Source organism: Cuneatibacter sp. NSJ-177, from assembly GCF_022867805.1.
In the GTDB taxonomy this organism is placed as follows: Bacteria; Bacillota; Clostridia; order Lachnospirales; family Lachnospiraceae; genus Pseudolachnospira.
The window spans coordinates 20,819-42,663 of record NZ_JALIFO010000014.1; the positions used below are offsets into that span (position 1 = coordinate 20,819).

Sequence of the window (21,845 nt, forward strand, 5' to 3'; positions counted from 1 at the left end):
TTTCATTTTTCTTCCAACAGTTTTTCCACCGCCGCCAATTCCACCACGACAGGAAAAATCTGCATCACCTGTTTCAATTCCTCCATGGGAGCATAGGAAGGAGCAATTCGGATGGCGCGATCTTCCGGGTCCGTGTCATAAGGATATGCCGCGCCTGCTTTTGTCAAAGTAAGCCCTGCCCCCCGGCACAGTCTGACAATCCGCCTGGCACAGCCGGACATCGCATAAAAGCAAATAAAATATCCGCCCCGCGGAGCATGCCAATGTCCGATTCCCAGAGGCTCCACCGTCTCCTTCAAAACTTTCTGGACCAATTCAAATTTCGGCCGCAGAATGGCTGCCTGCTTCTTCATATGTACTTCCACGGCAGCCCGGTCCGGCAAAAAGCGCACATGGCGCAGCTGATTTACCTTGTCATAGCACACCAGCTGATACGTGAGAATCCTCAGCGTCTCCCGCAGATTTGCCGGGCTCGCCGCCATGGCGCAGATACCGCCTCCGGCAAAGGTGATCTTTGAGGTGGAGGCAAATTGGAGCACCCGGTCTTCGTGGCCGTACCGCTGGCACGCCTCGTAAATATTGGCCAGATGATCCCTGTTTTCCTCCTCGTCATACAGATGATGGACGCAGTAAGCATTATCCCAAAATAAGCGGAAATCAGAGGCTCCCGTTTCCATTGCCGCCAGCCGCTCCACCACCTCATCGCTGTAGGTCACGCCGGAAGGGTTGCCGTACATGGGCACGCAGATCATGCCCTTCACCGACGGATCCTTCGCCAATTCCTCCACCCGGTCCATATCCGGGCCGTCCGGCCTGGTTTCCACAGACAGCATCTCGATACCGAAGTTCTCGCAGGTATGAAAATGCCAGTCATACCCTGGCACCGGGCAGATAAATTTGACTTTCGGGAGACGGCACCAAGGGGTATCGCCGGGCAGAGGACCGTTTAAGAAAGCGCGGCACAAAGCGTCATGGATCAGGGCCAGGCTGGAGTTCCCCCCCGGCAGCACCAGCTCGGCGGGCACGCCGAACAGTTCTCCAAAGAGCCGGCGAACCTCCGGCAGTCCGGTCAGCCCGCCATAATTCCGGCAGTCCTGCCCTTCTTCATCGTAGTAGTCCCCTTCTTTCAAGATCGACAGCAGAGACGCAGACAAATCAAGCTGTTTTGCCTCCGGCTTGCCGCGGGACAGATCCAGTTTCAGCCCAAGGGAGCGGAAATTTTCATATTTGCTCTCTAGTGTCTTTTTTCTTTCCTCAAGCTGTTCTCTGGTATAATCCTCCAGTTTCATGTTTATTTCCCCCTAAAAAATTCCCAACAACAGATAATACCCCACTAATATCACACAATAGGTAAGCATTACCGGGAGTGTTTTCTTCAACAGCGCACCCAGGCTGATTCCGAAATATTCGGTAACCACCGCCAGGCATACATGGGTCGGCGTCATCTGGCTGGCCGCAAAGGAAAAGCCCATCAGCAGGATCAGCAAAGGCATGCCGCCGGGAAGCATAGTGAAAGCAAGCGGTACAAACGCCGATCCGACCGCGGTGGAACTGGCTACCATCGTACCAAAGAAAAATAACAGTGCCAGGGTCAGATAGACGGGAATCGGAAGTTTCGAAAAATATCCCGGCAGAAGTTCCAGCAGCCCGGCCGAGATCAGCACATCCTTAAAAATGAAGACGCAGAACGTCCCCAGCACGGTCTTCCACTCAAAAGCAGAGATTATCATTTCTTTCATCTCCGCAGGCTTAAAATGATCCACAAAAATACTGACCACAATCACGCCGCTGACAGCAATCCAGGTAGGAATATCAAAGGCAATAATGAATACGATCGCAAAAAAGATCGTCCACAGACTTTTTGCCAGGTTCTTCAAGTTTTCCTTTTTGCTCAGTTTCACCGTAGGTCCGGAGCTCGGACGGTCGTCAATTTTAGGGATCTTACGCAGATAGAAAAAGTACCCCAGCGCGATCAAAATGATCACTGGCGGGATCATTCCGAACAAAAAAGACGAAACCGGCACGCCGCTCAGGCTGCAGGCAATGATGATCAGCGGATAGGTGGGAAGCACCCCCTCCGGAATATGCCGGTAATAGTTGGCGCAAAACGCCTTCTCCGGCTTGGTCAGGTGATCTCCCGCCGTATCATCCATAATTTTCCCGCAGATGGTAACCGCAGCCGCTGACGGCATCATTCCGATAAAAATGCTGGCAAATGCCGCATTCAGCCTGCGGTCTTTCATCAGCCCGTTCAAAGATTCCTGAGCCAGGGTCAAAAATTTCCTTTTTTCCAGCATCCGCTGTAAGAGAGTGATCACATAAAGGGCGATCACCACTTCCAGGGTCCCCCAGCTCGTCACCGACCGGAAGGCAATATCTCCAAACTCTGGAATGCCGATTCCAAAGAATATCAAGAGGAGAACCGTGCCTCCCAGCATCCCTGAAAACAATGGCAGCTTCAAATTCAAAAGAACCAGTATCGCAACAAAAACGACGATCACCTTAATTAGTTCCATTCCGTTTCCCCTCCACACCCGCTCCTCGAACAAGCGTTATTCTTCATTAAAGAATTCCGCCCAGCGGAACTCTCCATGTCTAACGCAGGCAACTCATTCCTTCTCGTTTGCTTTAATACTTCATCGCCTCTTCCAAAATTGCCATCTGCTCCGGCGTATACTCCGGCGCCTGGTAATCAGCCAGACGTTTTTCCACAATCTTTTCCGCGCGCTCCATAACGCTGGGCGATCCGTCTGCCTGCCACTTATCATAGGATTCACAGCTAAACGGCTTCGGCAGCCAATATTCGCTCGGATACAGCTCCAGGGTATCGTCTTCCAGCAGATAGTTTCCGCCGGGCCCCACTTCCTCTATGGACTCCATGTTGATGGCCTCTTCGGTGATAAACTCGCGTCCCTCCACATTCAGCCTCTGCATCAGAAGCTCTTCATCCAAAATGTACTTCTCCAGGCTGAAAATATTGAAGCAGTCCAGCTCGCCGCAGGCATGGAAGAAGAAATCGCAGCCGCAGTCCAGAGTTGTCATCACAGACATCGCTGCCTGGGCGCCGTCCTGCCAATCCACCTCCTTGGCCACAGACATATTTCCGCCGATCCGGCAGGGAATCTTGTAATAGTGGGCCATCGCCCCGACATACTGGATGATCACAGCCACCTCCGGTCCCCAGGAAGTCGGCGCCGCCACACGCATATTGGAGCCAAAGCTGACGTTGCCGTAGACCACCGGGCAGCCGGGATTTACCAACTGCGCCATGATCAATCCGGCCAGGACCTCCGCGTTGTTCTGCACCACAGTGCCGGCCACCGTGATCGGGCTGGTCAGGCCAGGCGTCGAACAGCAGGCGATTACAACGGGAAGATTCCGCACCGAGTAGGACAAAATCGCCTCCACATCGTTTTTGTCATAGCGCAGCGGAGAAATCGTATTTCCCACGCCGACCACATAGTAGCCGCTGTCCACACCGTAGAACCGGCGGGCCAATTCGATGGTCTCCTCCGCATCTGTCTTTTTGATACAGGAAGCAATCATCGGGTGTTTGGAATACTTCAAGGTCAGGGCCGCCTTCACCACATCCACTCTGTCAATCGGAATTCCAGGCAGATAGGTCAAAGGAGAGCTGGAAAGATTCACCGCCGGGTTGGTTGCGTCCAGCTTCCGGATGTTGATGTAATCTTCCATGGTCGGCGCGACCAATTTTCCCTTTTTCAGAATATTGCGGGCGCCGGATGCGGTGGAAATGGCCCGGCCGCCTTCGCCGATTTTCAGCTCCTCATAGGGAGTCTTCATGGTAAAGCTGGGAGGAATCGTGCTGATCGCCTTTTCCACCGTCGCCTTATCAAAAAACACCCGAAAGCCATCCGTCTTCAGGCCCAGACGCTTAAAATAATCGATCAAATCCTGATGCTCGAAAACCACGCCGATGTTCGCCAGAACCTCAAGGGTTTTCTCATGAATCAACTCAATTTCGCTCTGCTTGACTTGTTTTACAATCATTTTTTTCTCCTATTCATTCAGACTTTTCCATCCGGGTAATTTCGACCGCACCGGTCTCTCCGTCCATGCGGACATGATCACCGTTTCGGATGATCTTGCATGGATCCTGATCCTCCGGGAAATCTACGATCGTGGGAATATTCATCACGGAGCTGGCCACGCCGGCCGCTGAATCGATCCGCGAAAACATCCAGCCCTTCGGCGCGCTTCCCGCAGCCCTTGCCGCCCCAAAGTAGCAGGACCAGCCGTTGGAGCCTTTGCTGCCGGGCATCACGAGAATCGTCTCTTTGATGGTTTTTCCTTTATTCTCATTTTCAAAATCAGTGATAACGCCGGTTTCGGGATCCACTCCGTTCCATCCGGTAATGCTGTGGGGGCAGACCAGAGCCGTCCCTTCCGCCACACCGGGGATCACGCCGCGGCCCTTTAAGATTATTTTTTCCAACGGAATTCCTCCCTCCATTCACCGGCAACCGCCGCGTCGATACAGTGACGCTGATCCGTGAAATATACCCGGTTCTCTCCGGTCAGATCGGAACGCACGCTCCCCTGCTGTTTAAAACTGTCATAGACGTGCCCCTGGTACCGGTCCAGAAAATCTTTTCCGATGGTAGTGGGGCAGGTGGAAGTGAAGATATGGCCTCCCGCATCCTCGATGGTCTTGGTGTATCCGTTGAGATCCGCCATAGCCTTGATGGGATATACGGTCCATACCATGAAAAGAACGCCGTCGCGGACTTTCTTCCCCTTGATATAATCCGCCACATTCTTGATCTGATGGATATCATAATGGGGGCAGCCCAAGCTGACCAGCTCCACTTTTCCTTCACCGTCATCGCAGATTTCTTCGTAGGCGGACTGCAGGTCTTCTTCCCGCACCACATATTCCCCCTCCACCGGATGACCGGCAAAGGCAGCCTCCACCGTAGGCGCTTCCGGGGTGATCCCGACGATATGGCACATGCGGCAGTTGCTGGAGATGGACATGGCCACCAAAAACACTTTCAGCTTGACAAAATCCACATCGTGAAAATTCCCGACGATAACCGGCGTGCTTCCGGTGGGCGGCAGCAGGCGTCCCAGCACCCGGCCCAGGAGCTCCCAGTCCTTCTCCGCGGCCAGATCTGCCTCGATGTGAATCAGATGGGTGCCATACCGGTTGGCCGCCACGTGGAATCCCCATTCCGGCGTCCGTCCGCAGATCGCCGACCAGAAAGCCGCCTCGATGCCGTCGGCGTTGCAGCAGGCGCCCCAGACCGAATTTCCAATGGTCGTCATACTGGACTCCGTGGTGACAAAATGTTCTCCCTTTATGGGAATCCACCCGGTCAGGTAAGGGGAGCAGGTACCGGCAATGGAGACGCCCGCTTTCCTGGCCTCATCCAGGTAGTAGCTATTTTTCTCAAAAAATTCCTTCGTCTGATGGAAGGGCTCATACTCATATTGGTCGCAGGCCGCCACGCAGGACTGGGCATAACAGTCCGGGCAGATCTCATCCCAGACAATCCGCTCATCCCGAGCCAGATTCAAACGGCTGAATACTTCGTGGAAATCCGGGAAATCACAAACCTCCAGATAATGGTGGCTGCCGCAGAATACCGTGGCCTTGGTCACCTTGCAAAGACGCTCGGCTCCCAGAACTTCGGCATATTTCACAATATTTTCCAGAGCCACCTGCTGCAGGCGCCCATGTTCTCCCGCCAGGATCCCCTGCTCTTCCTTGGTCAATTGCACCATTTTAAACTCCTTTTTCCCAGCCTACAGTTTGACGACGGCGCCTACTTCGATCTTCATGCCGCCCCACAGCTCCAGGGCCACGCCGCAGCGGGCCGGAGGCGTTTCCGTTCCGAAATATTTCTCATAGACAACATTCATGGCGTCAAAATCTTTCATCGTGGACAAAAACACGTCGCATTTCACCACATCCGCAAGCTCTGCGCCCAGCTCCTCCACAATCAGTTTCAGGTTGGATAACGCCTGCTCCGTTTCTTCTTCAATGGTCCCATGACGGATCTCACCGGTAGCCGGATTAAGGGAAATCTGGCCGGATACAAAGGCAAAACCTCCGGCGATCGCCACTTCCGCCACCGGCCCTCCAAAACATTTCATTCCTTTCGGGGTAAACACTTCTTTTTTCATGAACAATCTTCCTTTCTCTCTGGGCTAACGTCAGCCCGAAGTCACGTCAGGCCTTACGGTCATTCCTCTGCTTTGGGTTTCAAGTGAATCGCACCCTTCGGGCAGTTGGGAGCACAGATGGTGCAGCCCCAGCAAAGCTCTTTGTTGTAGCTGACTTTTTTATCCTCGCCCTTCTGAAATGCCCCGAAGTTACAGATCTTTGTGCACTTGCCGCAGTTGATACATTCATCCTCATGCCAGTCGATCTCATAGTGGGATTTTGGGTACATTCCCTTGGACCCTACCTGGCGGGCCATCTGCAGCGGGTAGCAGCAATAGCCGTCGCAATTACAGATCGCATAGTCTTCCCCGTTCTGCATCAGTCCCTTTTTGTTAAATTCCTTCAGCTTTGCCTTTGCTTCCTCCACGGTCAGCGCTTCGCCGTGACCTCTGTCCACTTCGGAATTCGGCCCATCGTAAAACTCCATACATACGCAGGTCGGCCGCTCATGATAATACATCATCGATTTACAGTTGCAAGCGTGAAGATGGATGTGGCCTTCGTGTTTTTCTGCAAAAGCATAAGCTTCCTCTAAAGTCAGAAATGTGCTGTTATGTACGTGAGTGTCATCCCCCCGCATCTTGGCTTTCACATCGTCGCCGAAAATGCCTACATACTGCTCCAAATCCCAGGCATTCAGCCGTTCTTTCATTTCCTTTGACACTTTCCGGCCATAATCGTAATATTCATACTGTGCATAAAAAGGAAAACGTCCATACAAATTAGAGATCTGGTAGGCCATCTCCCCCTGCTCCGCTTCCTCCCCATCCTGGGATCCGACTCCTTGATGAAGATCCACGCCTTCTTTTCCGCCGGGCATCTTATTGATAATCGCCCGATGATAGCAATTTCGGATAAAATCCGCAGCATCTGCCGCCAGTTTCTTTTCCCGGATCCTTTTTTTCAGCTCCGACTCAAAAACCACCTCTTTGCCCATGGCCAAGATCAGCTCCCATTCCGCTTCCTTTACCATCAGCTGAGACACTTCATAGAATTCTTCCGGAACTTCAAATAATTCCATTGCGCGCTGCAGTCTTTCTTGCTCCATCTATTACCCTCCTTGTCAAATCACCTTATCTCAAAATCTTACGAATTTTCGTTTTCTTCTTTGGGGATCAAATGAATGGCGCCCTTCGGGCAGTTCGGCGAACAGATCGTGCAACCCCAGCACAGATCCGGATTGTAATGCACCTTCTTATTTTCATCCTTATAGAAAGCGCCGAAATTACAGATAGTCGTACATTTGCCGCAATTAATACATTCATCCTCATGCCAGTCGATTTGATAATGGGACTTCGGATAGGCCCCCTTGGAACCCAGGGTCCGGGCCATATGCAGCGGATAGCAGCAGTAGCCGTCACAGTTGCAGAAACCGCCTTCCTCCCCGTTCTGCATCAATCCCTTCTTGTTGAATTCCTTCAGCTTTACTTTGGCCTCTTCCAGGGTCAGACATTCTCCATGTCCCCGGTCAGATTCCGAATTCGGCCAGTCAAAAAGGTGCATGCAAACCTGCAGCGGCCGGTCGTGGTAATACATCATGGTTTTGCAGTTGCAGGCGTGAAGCGTGATGTGTTCCGGATGCTGTTCCAGAACCGCGTTTGCTTCCGCCAAAGTCAGAAACGTACTGTTATGGATCCAGGTCTCGATTCCCTGTTTCTTTTTCTCCACATCATCCTTATAGATACTTACATATACCGCTCTGTCCCATTCGTTCAGACGTTCCTTCATCTCTCTCGGAAGCTTTCCATACTCGTAGTATTCATACTGGGTGTAGTATGGATAACGGGCATAAAAATTGGTCGCCGTGTAGGACAGGCTCCCATCCTCCGCAATCACCTTTTTCAAAATGGCCCGGCTGTAGCATTCCCGGATAAAATCCGCCGCATCTGCCGCAAGACGCTCCTTCTCCACCAGCTTTTTTAATTCCTCGTAAGGAATCGTCCTTTTATCCATGGCCAGAATCAGTTCCCACTCCACGTCATGAACCATCTGGCAGGAAACCTCGTAGAATTCTTCGGGTACCTCAAAAAGTTCCTGTGCCTGCCGCAGTCGTTCCTGTTCCATCGCACTTCCTCCTTTTCCGGATCTTCACCAGTCTCCCGCCCCTCTTTTTGAAGGGGCGGGAAGCACGCATGTTTGCTCTTTAAAATTCCAATTTCCCCAATTCTTTTTCCACGATTTCCAAGATGGATTGGTTCGAAATCTGCTCGTAGAGATATTCAATGTCCGGGTAAATATAGCGGTCCTCGTCCAGGAAAGGAATTTTTTCCCGCAGGGCATCGTGAACCTTGCCGGTCACCGGGGCCTGTTTCAAAGGTTTCAAGAAATCTACTGCCTGAAGAGCCACCATGTACTCAATGGCAACCATATATTTCAGTTTTTCCGCCACCTGGCACGCTTTTTTTGCTGCAAAATATCCCATGGAAACCGGATCTTCCTGGTTCGCGCAGGTAGACACGCTGTCGATGGTGGAAGGATGGGACAAAGTACGAATCTCACCCAACAGTCCGGCGGCTGTGTATTGGGGAATCATGTAGCCGTTGTTCAGGCCCGGATTTGCTACCAAAAAGGCCGGCAGCCCGCCGTTTAGATTCCGGTTTACCATGCGGTCAATGCACCGCTCCGCCAGGCCGCCCATGATGGACGCGGCCATGCACAGCATATCACAGTGGGATCCCACATAGGAACCGTCAAAATTGCCGCACATCAGCACATCGCTCTGGAGTTCTCCTTTAAAGACCTCCGGATTGTCGCTGGAGGAGTGCATCTCATCCACGATCACTTGATGGGCTTCGTTGACCAGCCGTTTTACCGAGCCGTTGATCTGTGCCATGGCCCGCAGCAAATACGGATCTTGTACTTTATCATCGATATATTTCTCGCAGATCTCGCTGTGCTCCAGCATCCGCAGAATATTACGGCCCGATCCCTGCTGCTCTGTGTGATGCTTTGCCGCTAAAATCCGCGGATCCAGCGCCTTGATCGTTCCTTTCAGCGCCTCGAATGCCAAAGTGCCTGCCACCTCAGCGTTTTTCACCGCCACCGTCATCTCATGAAGGGCCAGCAGAGCCAACGCCGTCACAGTCATGGAACCGTTCAGCAGGGAAAGCCCCTCCTTACACTGGTAGACCACCGGCCGCAGTCCATTTGCTTCCAAAACCGGGCGGCTCTCGGTTTTCTTTCCGTCCACCATCACGTAACCTTCGCCCATGAAGGTCAGGGCGATATGTGCCTCTACGCCCAGATATCCCACCGATCCCTCGCCCGGAGCAAAGGGAACGATTCTATGATTGAGCATCTCCCGGATCAGATCCAAAGTCTCCAGACGGATGCCGGAGTGTCCGTTGCCCAGATTGAGAATCATCATCATCATCATGGCCCGCACTTCCACTTCTTTCAGGGGCTCCCCCACTGCGCAGGAATGAGAACGGACGATATTCCGCTGTAAAATTTCCGCATCATCCTGAGAAATGGTATAGCGTACATTTTCTCCAAATCCGGTAGTAACGCCATAAATCTTCTTGTTTTCTGCAAAAGCCTCTTCAATCACGTTTCGGCTCATCATCACGCACTGGCAGAATTCTTCGCCGAATTCCAGCGCCGCCCCATCTTTGACGACTGCAATAAACTCCTCCAGGGTAACCTGATTGGTATCCTTTAATACCACTTTACTTTGTGCTCCTCCCATTACCGATTTCCTCCTGTCCCATACTCGGTGCAACCTATCTCATTTTAAATACAGCAATTTTCATGCCATCTGTTCACTCCCCTGTTTTCGCCCTGTTTTTTCGTTCCCCGCATTTTTTTCTAGTCACGATTGCATATTTTTTTTGCCCTATGCCTAATTCTTTTGCACTTGTCCTTGACTTTTTCCCTTAGGTTTACTATACTCAAAAAGAAGGAGGCAGATTTCAATGAGAGTATTCGATATTATTCTGATTTTGGATGATCAGTATACCTTACTGGATATCCAGTGGTATCATCCGGATATGGAAAAGAACTACGGTCCCACCTGGCACCAGTACATCGGACAGCCGCTCGGCGATGTTTTTGATATCAAGCTGAAAAAAGAATTCGGAGAATTAGAGTGGAAAGATGAGAAGTACTCGTACATAAAGCTAAAAACAAAATACAACCGGATTTATTTCTTCCTGAAGGGTGAAAATTACCGGGAATACCTTTATGAGAAAGCAATGGACTACATTCCTTATCCGCTGTCCATCTATGACAAATCTGCTTTTCTCATCTATATGAATGAGGCGGCGCGCAAGCTGTGGGAGATTCCGGATTACTCCAAAATCGACGGCCGTCATCTGCTGGATATTTTCGACGTGGACAAAGATTTCAGCACCGTGTTGACCACCCTTAGGACCGGGGCCCCTGTGATCAACCGGATCGATGATTACAATGCCAAAAACGGCGTAAATATGCTGACAATCAATACCGGCTATCCGATCTGCCGGGGTTCACAAGTCATGGGCGCCACGGTCCTGGAACAAAGCCTGCAAAGCGCCAGCGCCCAGAACAAAAATCTCAAAGAGCTGCAAAAGAGCCTGGAGAAACGAGCTGAAACCTGGAAACCGGCTAAATCCTCCGGCTATACCTTCGACAGCATCATCGGCCATGGAGCCAAGCTGTCCTCCGCCGTCTCCCTGGCCAAGAAAGTCGCGGCTCAAAACTGCAACATTCTTCTGGTCGGAGAGACCGGTACCGGAAAAGAAATCATTGCCCAGAGCATCCATAAAGCCAGCCTGAGAAAAGAAAAAAACTTTGTGGCTGTTAATTGTGCCGCGTTTCCCGATGCCCTGATCGAAAGTCTGCTGTTCGGCACACAGAAAGGCTCCTTTACCGGCAGCACCGACAACCCCGGCCTTTTTGAGGAAGCGAACGGAGGCACTTTGTTTTTGGATGAGCTGAACTCCATGAGCCTGAACATGCAGTCCAAGATCCTCCGGGTTCTCCAGGAAGGCGTCTTCCGGCGGGTCGGCAGTCAAAAAGAACGCCGCACCGATGTGCGCATCATTGCTTCCTGCAACGCGGACCCCTTCCATCTGATCGCGGAAAACCTGCTGCGCAAAGATCTGTTCTATCGGATCTCCGTAGTGATGATCGAACTCCCCCCGCTGCGGGAGCACATCGAAGACATGGAAGAACTTGTTTTTTCTTATGTTGAAAAGGAGAGCAAACATTTTGCCAAGCAGATCGACGCTTTTTCCCCGGAGGTATTGGCCCTCTTCCGCCACTACCACTGGCCCGGCAATGTGCGGGAACTCTATCACGTGCTGGACTATGCGCTGAATGTGGTGGAGGGACGGAACATCGAACTGGCCCATCTTCCTGCTTATCTGCAAAAGCAGAAAGAACCGGCCGCTCCCTCCGGCCAGCCGGTTTTAGGGGAAGACATCTTCCATTCCAATCTCCAGCAGATTATGGACCAGTACGAAGAACAGGTGCTCCGGCAGGTACTGGAACACCACGGTTTCAATATTTCCAGAGCGGCGGAAGCCCTGGGCATCCGCCGGCAGAGTCTCCAGTACCGCATCAAAAAACTGGGCATCATTATTTAAAGCATTTTCAGCGCCGGTAGAAGCGCTCCAAATCCATGGTGAGAAGTTCCTCCAAACGAGCCTCGCGTCCCGCAGGAATACGCGCAAAGAGAAAGCCGTAGGTGGATTGATCCGGATCCTCCACCCGCCGGAGACGAATCGTCTCCGGCACCGCGGCCAAGAGAGCCTCATAGTCATAGACGCCTTCTCCCCGGTTCAGATCCGCTTTTCCCAAAGCCATCAGGATATAAGAATCCTCGTCCTTTTTCTCCAGCAGTTTTTCCCAATCCGGCGCCTGGTTTCGCAGATAATACTCAACCGTCAAAAAACCATAGGCATAAAGGCTGAGATCGGTGCAGCACCATCCGGCAAAACGAAGCGGATTGAATTCAATCGGAACGATCTTTCCGTCCTTAACCCGGATTTCCGCATGAAAAGGGAAATCCCGGATCTGGAGATACTGGTTCAATTTTTCCAGCCATTCGGTGAACTCCCCTAAATGTTCTTTCATGATTGTCTTTCCCGTATAGTACAGCCGGTCGCTGACATCCTGGCTTCCGGAAAAATCATGTTTCAAAATATTCAGGATAACAGGCGTTCCTTTTTCATTATAATAGGCGTCCAAGGCGTATTCTTCCCCCTCGATATAGGGTTCCAGAAGAAACCGGTTGTTGACCACGCTCTCCGGATAGAGGCGATTCCAGTCCCTGGCATGAGCTGTGATCTCCGCCACGGCGCGCTCCCAATCCTCCTCCCCGGCAATCGAATATACGCCGACGCTGAAAAAGCCGAGTACGGGTTTTAAGACAAACGGAAACGCCATCCGCCGGATATCCACGGTGGAAAGTTCTTCCAGAGAGAGTTCCATACAGGCAAAGTCCGGATACATAGGGGCCACGAGACGGCGGAACAAGCCCTTGTTTTTCATCTTGACAATCCGATCCTTCAAACCCGGATCCTCCAGATTCCGCGTCACCCAGTCCAGAGAAAACTCAGAAGCCGTGTACAGGCGCGTTCCTTCCCGGTATTCCCTTCGGAATGCGCCGGGCGAAATCAAATTCAAATCCCCCGATTCCGCCGCCCGGCGGGCCGTTTCATTATCCAGCACCGGTTCCCGGCTTCTTGAGAGATATCCGATCAGTTCCTCAGACACATAGGGGGGATCTAAAATGACCATATCTTTTCTCCTCGCACTTTTCCATTTTGATTTTCCCATCATACCGCGGCCATGTCAAGAAACCGTCAAAAGTTCCCTTTCCGCACTTTCCTTTTCCATTTTTTCTCCGTCCGGTCCTCCAAAGGGGCAAGGTAAGAATTTCCGGATTGACACCGCCTTCCTTTCCGGCTAATATATAGGATAGTCGTATATAAACATTTTGTAAAGATTTTGTTTTCTTTCCGGCCAAGGAGAAAATAACCGTGAAAAAACCTCGCAATTATGTCGGACGTTTCCGCCAAGCTTTTCGATTTAACAGTACTTTTTTTCAGACCTTTCTCGTTGTTTTGATTTTGAGTACCCTCCTATTTGGAGCTTTTTGCTTTTATACGCTTCATCAGGAGAACAAAAATCTCAAAGAAAACGCCGAGTTTTCCTATTTAAGTATGCTGGAAACCACCAGCACCGCCACGGAGCTGACCCTGCAGAACCTGCAGCAGCTCATGCAGCAGACCATCTGGCGCAAAGAATTTGCCAACGCATTGATTCTTCCTTCTTCGGACAACTATACCCGTACGCTCAACATTATTTCTCAACTGCACCGCCTGGCAGAAAACTATCCCTTTATCGAAAAAGCATACCTTTACACCCCGGATGATCAGATGGTCTACAGCTCTGATTTGTTTTATCTTTCGGCGGAAAGCTCCAGCGACAGCTTATTCCAGGATCCCGGTGCCCTGATGTCTTACACCGGAGCCCGCCCCTCGGATTCACCGGACGCCTTCTTTATCAAAAACCTGGAGGGCCGCCTCATCCTCTGTCAGCATCTCTACCCGGATAATGTTGACAGCATCGGCGTACTGCTCTTTGAATTTAATTTATCAGCCCTGGATCTTTCTCTCTACGAGGACGACCCGGCTCTCTCCAACGCGTTCTATGTCTTTGACCGCCAAGGAGCCCCCGTCTTCTCCCAGACAGTCCCGGAGACTGCGGCGAATCAAGCCGCCCTCCTGCTTTCCCAGAACGGAGAGCTCACCAAAGGGGCCATCCAGAAAAATGAGGATCTCCTCTATTTTTATTATGTATCTCCCGCCACAGGCTGGCTTTATCTGTATCCGGCCAGCGCGCAGACCTTTGATTTTCAGCCGTCCGTCAGCCGTATTCTGTCCTTTCTTCTCCTGGCCCTCGCGCTGGGCCTCCTGTTCTCTCTGCAGATTGCCTACCGGGCCAACCGGCCGATCCGCGGCCTGCTGAAAGAGCTGGCGGATTCGGACACCGACGTCATCGAAGCGAAAAATGAGATTGACTACCTGACCAAGGTTTACAACTATACCACCGTGCAGAACAAGCATCTGCACGAGGCTATCCAGAGTATCACCCCTCTGGTTTTGGAGCGATTGTTTTCCGATATTTTAAATGGCCGCGCTCCGACGGAGGAAAGCGTCGACGCCGCCTTAAGCAGCATCGGCCGCCCTTTCCCTCCCCAGTCCCGCTTTCTGGCGCTGGTGTTTGAGGTTACCAGCAAAGGAAACCGCGAGTTGTCTGTGCTGGAGATGAACCTGCACCTGCTCCAGTTCCGGAATCTTCTTCCCCGCGTTCTGCCCGCAGAATACCAGAGCTGCCTGATCTCCAGGGAAGGCCAGTCGGCAACCGCGATTCTGATCACGCCGCCGGAAGCCCCGGATGAAGAAATCCAGCAGGCGGTGCTGGGTCTGACCCATGCGCTCCTGGATATGACACAATCCACAGCCTATCAGATCGAAACGGGCTGCGGAAACATCTATCAGCGAATTGCCGACGTCCGATATTCCTATCTGGAAGCTCAGAAAAATCTGAACCGAAAGCGTTTCTATGGCAGCGAGGACGGCGACGGAGAGCCGGAAAGCCTCCCCTCCCAAAATCAATATTTTGAGAGGACCAACCAGATATTCGCTTTTATCCAGGCGGAGGATGCGGTGGGAGCCCTAAAGCTCACCGATGAAATCATCGGCGAGATTGCCGCAAATACCCCTGATCCGGCAAGCGCCAGACGCCAATATGATCTGTTTTTGCAGACCTTGATCGAAGCCACGGATACCCTGCATATCGGCAGCATGGAAGCGCTGCTTCGAAAAAAGACTCGATTGGAAGCGTCGCTGGAGCATAATACCGGAGGGGAAGAACTTCACGCCCTGATCCGGACGTTCTGCGCCGACGTCATTGGAAGCATTGATCATAAGAATAAGAAAAAGGCTTTTCAGCACGTGGTCCGGATCAAGGAATACATCCAGGCCAACTATTCGGACAGCAACCTGTCCCTCTACACAGCCGCCGAGCAGACCGGGATCAGCCCGTCCTATCTCAGCCGCCTGTTTAAAAAAGAAATGGGAACGTCCTTCGTCGACTACGTCAATGATTACCGGGTGGGGAAATCCAAACATCTGCTGGAATCCACCGATCTTTTGATCAAAGACATCGCTTACCAGACCGGATTCAATTCCATGCAGAACTTTTTCCGGATCTTTAAAAAGCTGACCGGGGTGTCGCCGGGAGAGTACCGGCAAAACCTAGGTAACCGCAGCTAGCTGTTCCAAGCCCTGCCTGCCGAATCCCCTATGACCATGAAATTCCTCATTGTTCCTATCTAAGATCCGGACTGCCCAATATCGTAATCCGGATCTTTTTTGTTTGATAGGAAATTCCTTCTTCCTGTTTTCCGCCTATTTTTGCGGCTCTGCATGCGGAAATCAAATATCTTGATATCCATCTCATATTTTTACTTTTTTCACTAATCTGCGATTGACTCCCAAATATTTGAATTGTTTTCTTCCCTATTTCTCCTTATACTGAAACCAGCTCAAGGGCCTGAGTGTTTATGGATGCAGCGACGACTGAGCTCAGCAGAGTCGCTGAGAAAGGAGAAGACGTGATGAAACGAATCCTTAAATTTCTGGATTCTCATTTGGAAGAGTATCTGATTGCTATCTTGTTGATTCTTCTGACCGTGATTATGCTGCTGCAGATTGTCATGCGGTATGTATTCAGCCATTCTCTTTCCTGGCCGGAAGAACTCTGCCGATACTGTTTCGTCTATATCACATTTTTAACCCTGGGATATTGTGTCCGGCGCAATTCCATGCTGAAACTGGACATCATTCAGGAAATCCTGCCGAAAAAGGTCTGGTCTGTCCTGCAGGCAATTGTACATCTTGTTTCCCTGGCGTTTTTCCTCTGTATGCTGGTCTATTCCTTTGATCTCCTGGCTTCCATGCAGAAGACCAACCGGGTCAGCGCCGCTCTCGGAATCCCGTATACGTACATTTACCTGTCCACCGTCGTCGGATTCGCGCTTGCGCTGATCCGCAGTGTGCAGGCCATCCTGGGTCCCATCGTGAAATTTGTTACGAAAAAGAAGGAGGTTGAGTCATGACCGCCGTGATGTTCATTGTTTTTCTGGTCTGCCTTGTGCTTTCTTTCCCGGTCGCAATCGCGATGGGAATCGCAGCCATCACACCGGGAATTGTGGATCCGACCTTCTCCGCGGACGTGGTTTACATCATCCGCGCAATGGTTGTGGGCATTGATTCCACGCCGATTCTGGCCATCCCGCTGTTCATCCTGTCCGGCACCATCATGGCGCAGGGCGGAATTTCCGGGAAGCTGTTCGATGTGTTTGCCTACTTTTTGGGAAAGCGGACCGGCGGCCTTCCCTGCGCGGTCATCGTTACCTGCCTGTTCTACGGTGCGATTTCCGGTTCCGGCCCTGCCACCTGCGCGGCCGTTGGGGCGATGACCGTCCCGCTGCTGGTCTCTCTCGGATATGAAAAATCATTCTGTTCCGCAATCGTAGCCACTGCCGGCGGCCTGGGACTGATTATCCCTCCCAGCATTTCTTTTGTAAACTATGCGTTGGTGACAGGTACCTCCGTAACTTCCTTATTTACAGCCGGCATCCTTCCGGGCTGCCTGATCGCTCTGTTTTTGATGGCATACTGCTACTTTTACTGCCGGTCCCACGGAGAAGACAAGGCGAAAATCGCCCAGAACTGCGCAGCGCTTCACAGCCGCAGCCTGGGCCGGGTTTTCAAAGAAGGTTTCTGGGCTCTGCTCTCCCCGGTCATCATCCTGGGCGGCATCTACAGCGGAATCTTCTCTCCGACGGAAGCAGCCTGTATCTCTGTGGTCTACGCGGTGATCGTTTCCGTATGGATCTACCGGTCGGTCAGCCTGAAACGCCTCTGGAGCCTGATTTTGGAATCGGTTCAGTCCTGTGCTCCGCTGTGCGCTCTCCTGGCGCTGGCCACTGCATTCAGCCGGGTTTTGACCATGCTGAACGCGCCCCAGGCTCTGGCCGAATTTATCTCCGGCTCCATTGCCAGCAAGGTTTCTTTCCTGATCCTGCTGAACATTGCACTGCTGATTCTCGGCATGTTTATCGACGGCGCTCCGGCAATTTTGATCTTGTCCCCGCTGCTGATGCCGATTGCAGCCAATTACGGCATCGATCCGGTGCACCTGGGCGTTATTATCGTCTGCAACCTGACCATCGGACTGGCTTCGCCGCCCTTTGGATTGAACCTGTTTGTCGCCAGCTCCACCACCGGCTCACCTGTGATGGAAATCGGAAAGAAAGTGATTCCCTTCATTCTGATGTTCCTGATCGCCCTGATTTTGATCACTTTTATCCCGCAGATTTCTCTCTGCCTGATTTAAACGGGTCATTTTCGACCATGTTAAAGGTAACCTGATTCCGCCGTGCCATCGGTTTGAAACCGGTCCGCCGCGCTGAATCATGCTATGATAAAAAAAGGAGGAAAAATACTATGAAAAAACTCATTGGCCTGGCGCTTGCCTGCTCCCTCGTACTGACCGCTTGCGGGAACTCTTCCACATCCACAACAGCGGCTCCCACCACGGCTCCTGCCGGAACCACCGCGGCAGCTTCCGCCGGTTCCGAGGAGGCCACCACTGCTTCCGGTTCCGGCGAGGCGGAGTACAACTTCACCATCGGCACCTCCGCCACCAAAGACTCCGCAATCGGAAAGACCATGCAGTATGCGGCCGATTTGATCGCTGAGCGCACCGGCGGAAAAATCTCCATCACCTGCTATCCGGATTCCCAGCTGGGCTCCGACGCAGAACTGGTGGAAGGCGTACAGCTTGGAAACGTCACCATGGTCATCGGAAATACGGCTCCCCAGGTAGCGTTTGTTCCCGGCCTGGCTCTCTTCGACCTGCCGAACACTTACAGTGACATCTCCGTGGCACAGACGGTTCTGGCCGGCTTCACCGAGAAAATGGCCAGCAGTTTCGATGGAACCCAGATGCACCTGTGCCAGCTTTTCCCGACGGTTTTCCGCTATATGTCCAGCAATAAGGAAGTCAAGAGCGCAGACGACTTTAACGGCATCAAAATCCGTACCATGACCAACAACAACCACATGGCCTACTGGAACGCTCTGGGCGCCACGGCGACTCCTCTGGATTTCAGCGAGCTCTATATCGGACTGCAGCAGGGTCTGGTCGATGCACAAGAGAACCCGCTGGACATCTTCCTGAGCTCCAACTTCTATGAGCAGCAGAAATACGTCATCAACACCAAGCACATTGCGTTCGTCGCCACGATCCTGATGAACCAGGAAACCTGGGACAGCCTTCCGGCCGACCTGCAGCAGACACTGAATGAGTGCTTTACCGAAATCGGCCAGTACGGCACACAGGTAGCGCAGGAAGCCGAGGAGAAGAACATCCAGGCAGTAAAGGATAAAGGCGTTACCCTGATCGAACTGGACGACGCTACGATTGCCCAGATGAAAGAAAAGGCACAGCCGGTCTACGACATGGTCCGCGAGGCTGTCGGCGATACGCTGGTTGACGATTATCTGGCCGCCATCGACGCCGCATCCAAGTAAATCCCCGCTCTCTCACCAATCATTTTATGCGCCCGGAAATTTCCATGAAATTTCCGGGCCTAAATCAACCAAAGAACCGCCGGCGGTTTGCCGGGCCTTTCACGCACCGCTCTAAAATATGGGCGTGAAATGTTGCCGGATGCCGCCTGGTATGATAGGATAAATTCTATGGTAAAGGAGGAATCTCTCTTGTACATCCCAAAAAGAAAACCCGCGGTTCCGATTCCCGCTTCCGCTTTTGAGGCAAGTTCTGAAACAACAGTCACCTGGCTTTCCGGCGCAGGTTTCCTGGTCAACTGCCGCGGAACCTGTCTGCTGATTGATCCGGTCCTGACCAAAGACCCGAAAGACAGCAGCCGCAGCGAGGCCGGGCTTCCCCTGAAGGTGGATTTCCCGATCCTGGCCGACGCGATCCCGGCGCACTGCCACGTCCTCTATACCCACGCCGATGCGGATCACCTGGGCCCGGTGACGGCGCAGACTTTAGCGAAAAAAAAGATCCCAATGACCGGCACTCTGGCTGTATTCGAGCGCCTGGCGCGGCTTGGCGTCCCGCCGGAGCAGATCGAGGTGCTTCGGACCGAGGAGACCATGGAGATCGACGGAATCCGAATCGAGTCAACCCTGGCCGATCACCCCTGGCAGTTAAAAGACTTAAAGCGGGGCGGACGGCCTTACCGCCTGGGAGACTGCTGCGGCTTTATTTTAAACACGCCGGACGGAAGGATCTATTTTCCGGGAGATACCCGTTTGATGGAGCAGCATTACCGGATCCGGGACATTGACCTGCTGGCCCTGGATGTCTCCACCTGCGAGTACCACCTCGGCCACACTTCCGCCGTAATCCTGGCGAATCAGTTCCCGTCGGCTTATCTGATGCCGTTCCACTACGGCACTTACGACTGCCCGGAGATTGCCGCCCACCGCGGCGAACCAGAAGACGTGTACCCGAAGATTACGAAAAGCGATAAGCGGGGGCTCATCTTGGCTCCTGGGGAACCGTTTGTGTTTAGTAAGCGGCTGCCGGTATAACCGGACATTTCAAAAAAAGATACGGGTCAGCTCAACCCCTGACGCGTATCTTTTTTCTGTCAGCAGGCGGACTCTACAGCACCTGCCCCACCACAATGCTCCAGACCGGGATCGTAAACAACGATAAGATCGTTGTCAGCACCACGGTCTTTGTGGCAAACTGATAATCCCGGTCGTAGCGGGCCGCCAGAATGGCCGTGGTGGTCGCCACCGGCATGGCGATCAAAATCACGCTGACACTGGCCATCAGCTCCGGGAGCCCTGCCAGTTTCACCCCTGCCAGCACAATGCCGGGCAGGATCACCAGGCGGAGCAGGCTCATATAAAGTGTCTCCCGGCACACAATCGTCCGGAGATCCACCTCCGCCAGGATCGCCCCGATCAAAAGCATGGTCACCGGCGTCATGGCGGAGCTAAAACCTGTGATGGTTTTCGTCACGAAGACCGGCAGCGGAACCGGGAAAAACATGTACAAAAGTCCCAGGATCACGGCAATGATACAGGGGTGGGTCAGAGCGGTTTTCACCACATTTTTCTTATCCACCGGCACAAAGCAGGCGAGACCCACGGTCCAGTAAAACAGGCGCACCGGAACCAGGAAGACCGAGGCCAGCAGCAGCCCCTGGGAACCGTACATCCCTTCCACCATCGGATTCCCTAAAAAACCAGCGTTGGAAACCATGGTGCCGTAGCGCATCACGCTGCGCTTTCCGTCATCCATCTTCCGGAACAGGATTTTGCTCAGCGTATAGCAGCCGATCTGGATCATGAGGGACACCAGCATGACGGTCATCATCTGGGTTATCATCGAATGATCCGCGTTCAAAAACGCCGCAAACATATTGCAGGGGATCAGCAGATTGATCGTGATATCCGTCAGGCTCTTTTTGGCTTCCGGGGTGATGATCTTCTTTTTCGCCAGCAGCATCCCGATCAGCACCATGCAAAACATCATTCCCTGCATTTCCAGCAGGCTGTCCATATCTACCATTTTCCCATCCCCTTGTATCACATTACATCTTATGTTTATTTAAACCAGATAACCTTCCGTGGATAAATACCGCTCCCCGGAATCCGGCAGAATCACCACGATCCGCTTTCCTTTGTTTTCCGGCCGTTCCGCCAGCTTCAAGGCAGCCCAGAGGGCGGCTCCCCCGGAAATCCCAATCAAAATGCCTTCTTTTCTGGAGAACAGGCGGCCCGTCTCGTAAGCATCCTCCCCGCCGACGGGTATGATCTCATCGTACAACTCCGTATCCAAAATCTCCGGAACAAAGCCCGCGCCGATTCCCTGCAGCTTGTGAGGGCCTGCCTGCCCGCCGGAGAGCACCGCAGAATCCGAAGGTTCCACGCCCACCACTTGGATCGAGGGTTTTTGCTCCTTCAGGTATCTTCCGGTTCCGGTCAGCGTACCGCCGGTGCCAACCCCCGCCACCAGAAAATCCACGGTTCCCTCCGTGTCCTCCCAGATTTCCGGTCCCGTGGATCCATAATGGGCCGCCGGGTTGGCCGGGTTGATAAACTGGCCGGGCAGAAAGGCTCCGGGAATCTCCTTCTCCAGTTCCTCTGCCTTGGCGATGGCTCCTGCCATGCCTTTCTCTCCAGGCGTCAGAACGATCTCCGCCCCATAGGCCTTTAGAAGATTTCTGCGCTCAACACTCATGGTATCCGGCATGGTAAAAATCGCCCGGTAGCCCTTGGATGCGGCCAGCGCAGCCAGGCCGATGCCGGTGTTCCCGCTGGTAGGCTCAATGATCACGGCGCCGGGGGCAAGCTTTCCCTCCCGCTCCGCCTGAAGGATCATAGAAGCCGCCACCCGGTCTTTGCTGCTCCCGGCAGGGTTTTGGCATTCCAGCTTTACCAGGATCGTCGCTTTCGCCTTGGTTTCCCGCTCAAAATTGGCAGGCTCTAAAATGGGAGTGTGGCCGATCAGATCCATGAGGTTTTTTGCTATTTTCATGATAGTTCCTTTCTGTGTGGGTTTAGGCGCGGATTTCCCGATAGACAGATTCCGCTAAAAGCTATTCTAA

At 52.6% G+C, this 21,845-nt stretch carries 18 protein-coding genes; 6 read left to right on the top strand and 12 right to left on the bottom strand.

Annotated elements, in window-relative coordinates; genetic code table 11:
* Window positions 1-2 precede the first annotated feature (2 nt).
* The 9 genes from MUB23_RS16945 to MUB23_RS16985 form a co-directional block, all read right to left on the bottom strand.
* Window positions 3-1,289 (bottom strand): aminotransferase class I/II-fold pyridoxal phosphate-dependent enzyme, encoded by a 1,287-nt coding sequence (locus MUB23_RS16945; protein WP_244801936.1) that lies wholly within the window; start codon window positions 1,287-1,289, stop codon window positions 3-5.
* 12 nt (window positions 1,290-1,301) lie between these two features.
* Window positions 1,302-2,516 carry a DUF401 family protein gene (locus tag MUB23_RS16950; RefSeq protein WP_244801937.1) on the bottom strand — a complete coding sequence of 405 codons (1,215 nt, stop codon included), beginning with the start codon at window positions 2,514-2,516 and terminating at the stop codon, window positions 1,302-1,304.
* Between the two features lie 112 nt (window positions 2,517-2,628).
* Window positions 2,629-4,011: a trimethylamine methyltransferase family protein gene (locus tag MUB23_RS16955; protein ID WP_244801938.1), complete on the bottom strand. Its 1,383-nt coding sequence runs from the start codon at window positions 4,009-4,011 to the stop codon at window positions 2,629-2,631.
* 13 nt (window positions 4,012-4,024) lie between these two features.
* Window positions 4,025-4,456 carry an aconitase X swivel domain-containing protein gene (locus MUB23_RS16960; RefSeq protein ID WP_244801939.1) on the bottom strand — a complete coding sequence of 144 codons (432 nt, stop codon included), beginning with the start codon at window positions 4,454-4,456 and terminating at the stop codon, window positions 4,025-4,027.
* On the bottom strand, window positions 4,444-5,748 hold the full coding sequence (locus tag MUB23_RS16965; protein WP_244801940.1) for an aconitase X: 1,305 nt from the start codon (window positions 5,746-5,748) through the stop codon (window positions 4,444-4,446). Before MUB23_RS16965 ends, MUB23_RS16960 begins: the two co-directional genes overlap by 13 nt.
* 21 nt (window positions 5,749-5,769) lie before the next feature.
* Complete coding sequence (locus MUB23_RS16970) at window positions 5,770-6,150, bottom strand: RidA family protein (protein WP_244801941.1); 381 nt, start codon at window positions 6,148-6,150, stop codon at window positions 5,770-5,772.
* A 59-nt stretch (window positions 6,151-6,209) separates the two neighbouring features.
* Window positions 6,210-7,238, bottom strand: coding sequence for an ATP-binding protein (locus tag MUB23_RS16975; RefSeq protein ID WP_244801942.1), 1,029 nt, complete (start codon window positions 7,236-7,238; stop codon window positions 6,210-6,212).
* A 38-nt stretch (window positions 7,239-7,276) separates the two neighbouring features.
* Complete coding sequence (locus tag MUB23_RS16980; protein ID WP_244801943.1) at window positions 7,277-8,254, bottom strand: 4Fe-4S dicluster-binding protein; 978 nt, start codon at window positions 8,252-8,254, stop codon at window positions 7,277-7,279.
* Window positions 8,255-8,333: 79 nt separating this feature from the next.
* A complete protein-coding gene (locus MUB23_RS16985; RefSeq protein ID WP_244801944.1) occupies window positions 8,334-9,878 on the bottom strand; it encodes an HAL/PAL/TAL family ammonia-lyase in 1,545 nt (514 codons plus the stop codon).
* Window positions 9,879-10,104: 226 nt separating this feature from the next.
* Between MUB23_RS16985 and MUB23_RS16990 the strand changes: the two genes are divergently transcribed.
* Entirely contained in the window at window positions 10,105-11,757 is a 1,653-nt protein-coding gene (locus MUB23_RS16990; protein ID WP_244801945.1) for a sigma-54 interaction domain-containing protein, read from the top strand.
* A gap of 7 nt (window positions 11,758-11,764) precedes the next feature.
* Here the strand turns inward: MUB23_RS16990 and MUB23_RS16995 are convergent, their stop codons facing one another.
* Window positions 11,765-12,913, bottom strand: a complete 1,149-nt coding sequence (locus tag MUB23_RS16995; RefSeq protein ID WP_244801946.1) for an ATP-grasp domain-containing protein — start codon at window positions 12,911-12,913, stop codon at window positions 11,765-11,767.
* Between the two features lie 242 nt (window positions 12,914-13,155).
* Here MUB23_RS16995 and MUB23_RS17000 point away from each other — a divergent pair, with 242 nt between their 5' ends.
* From MUB23_RS17000 to MUB23_RS17020, 5 genes are all read left to right on the top strand, one after another.
* Complete coding sequence (locus MUB23_RS17000; protein ID WP_244801947.1) at window positions 13,156-15,456, top strand: helix-turn-helix domain-containing protein; 2,301 nt, start codon at window positions 13,156-13,158, stop codon at window positions 15,454-15,456.
* A gap of 344 nt (window positions 15,457-15,800) precedes the next feature.
* Window positions 15,801-16,301 carry a TRAP transporter small permease gene (locus MUB23_RS17005; RefSeq protein ID WP_244801948.1) on the top strand — a complete coding sequence of 167 codons (501 nt, stop codon included), beginning with the start codon at window positions 15,801-15,803 and terminating at the stop codon, window positions 16,299-16,301.
* Window positions 16,298-17,584 carry a TRAP transporter large permease gene (locus MUB23_RS17010; protein ID WP_244801949.1) on the top strand — a complete coding sequence of 429 codons (1,287 nt, stop codon included), beginning with the start codon at window positions 16,298-16,300 and terminating at the stop codon, window positions 17,582-17,584. Before MUB23_RS17005 ends, MUB23_RS17010 begins: the two co-directional genes overlap by 4 nt.
* Window positions 17,585-17,694: 110 nt before the next feature.
* Entirely contained in the window at window positions 17,695-18,783 is a 1,089-nt protein-coding gene (locus MUB23_RS17015; RefSeq protein WP_244801950.1) for a TRAP transporter substrate-binding protein, read from the top strand.
* Window positions 18,784-18,972: 189 nt separating this feature from the next.
* Window positions 18,973-19,815: an MBL fold metallo-hydrolase gene (locus tag MUB23_RS17020; RefSeq protein WP_244801951.1), complete on the top strand. Its 843-nt coding sequence runs from the start codon at window positions 18,973-18,975 to the stop codon at window positions 19,813-19,815.
* A gap of 73 nt (window positions 19,816-19,888) precedes the next feature.
* Here MUB23_RS17020 and MUB23_RS17025 read toward each other — a convergent pair whose 3' ends face one another.
* A complete protein-coding gene (locus MUB23_RS17025) occupies window positions 19,889-20,806 on the bottom strand; it encodes an AEC family transporter (RefSeq protein ID WP_244801952.1) in 918 nt (305 codons plus the stop codon).
* 39 nt (window positions 20,807-20,845) lie between these two features.
* Entirely contained in the window at window positions 20,846-21,778 is a 933-nt protein-coding gene (gene cysK, locus MUB23_RS17030; protein WP_334302807.1) for a cysteine synthase A, read from the bottom strand.
* Window positions 21,779-21,845 lie beyond the last annotated feature (67 nt).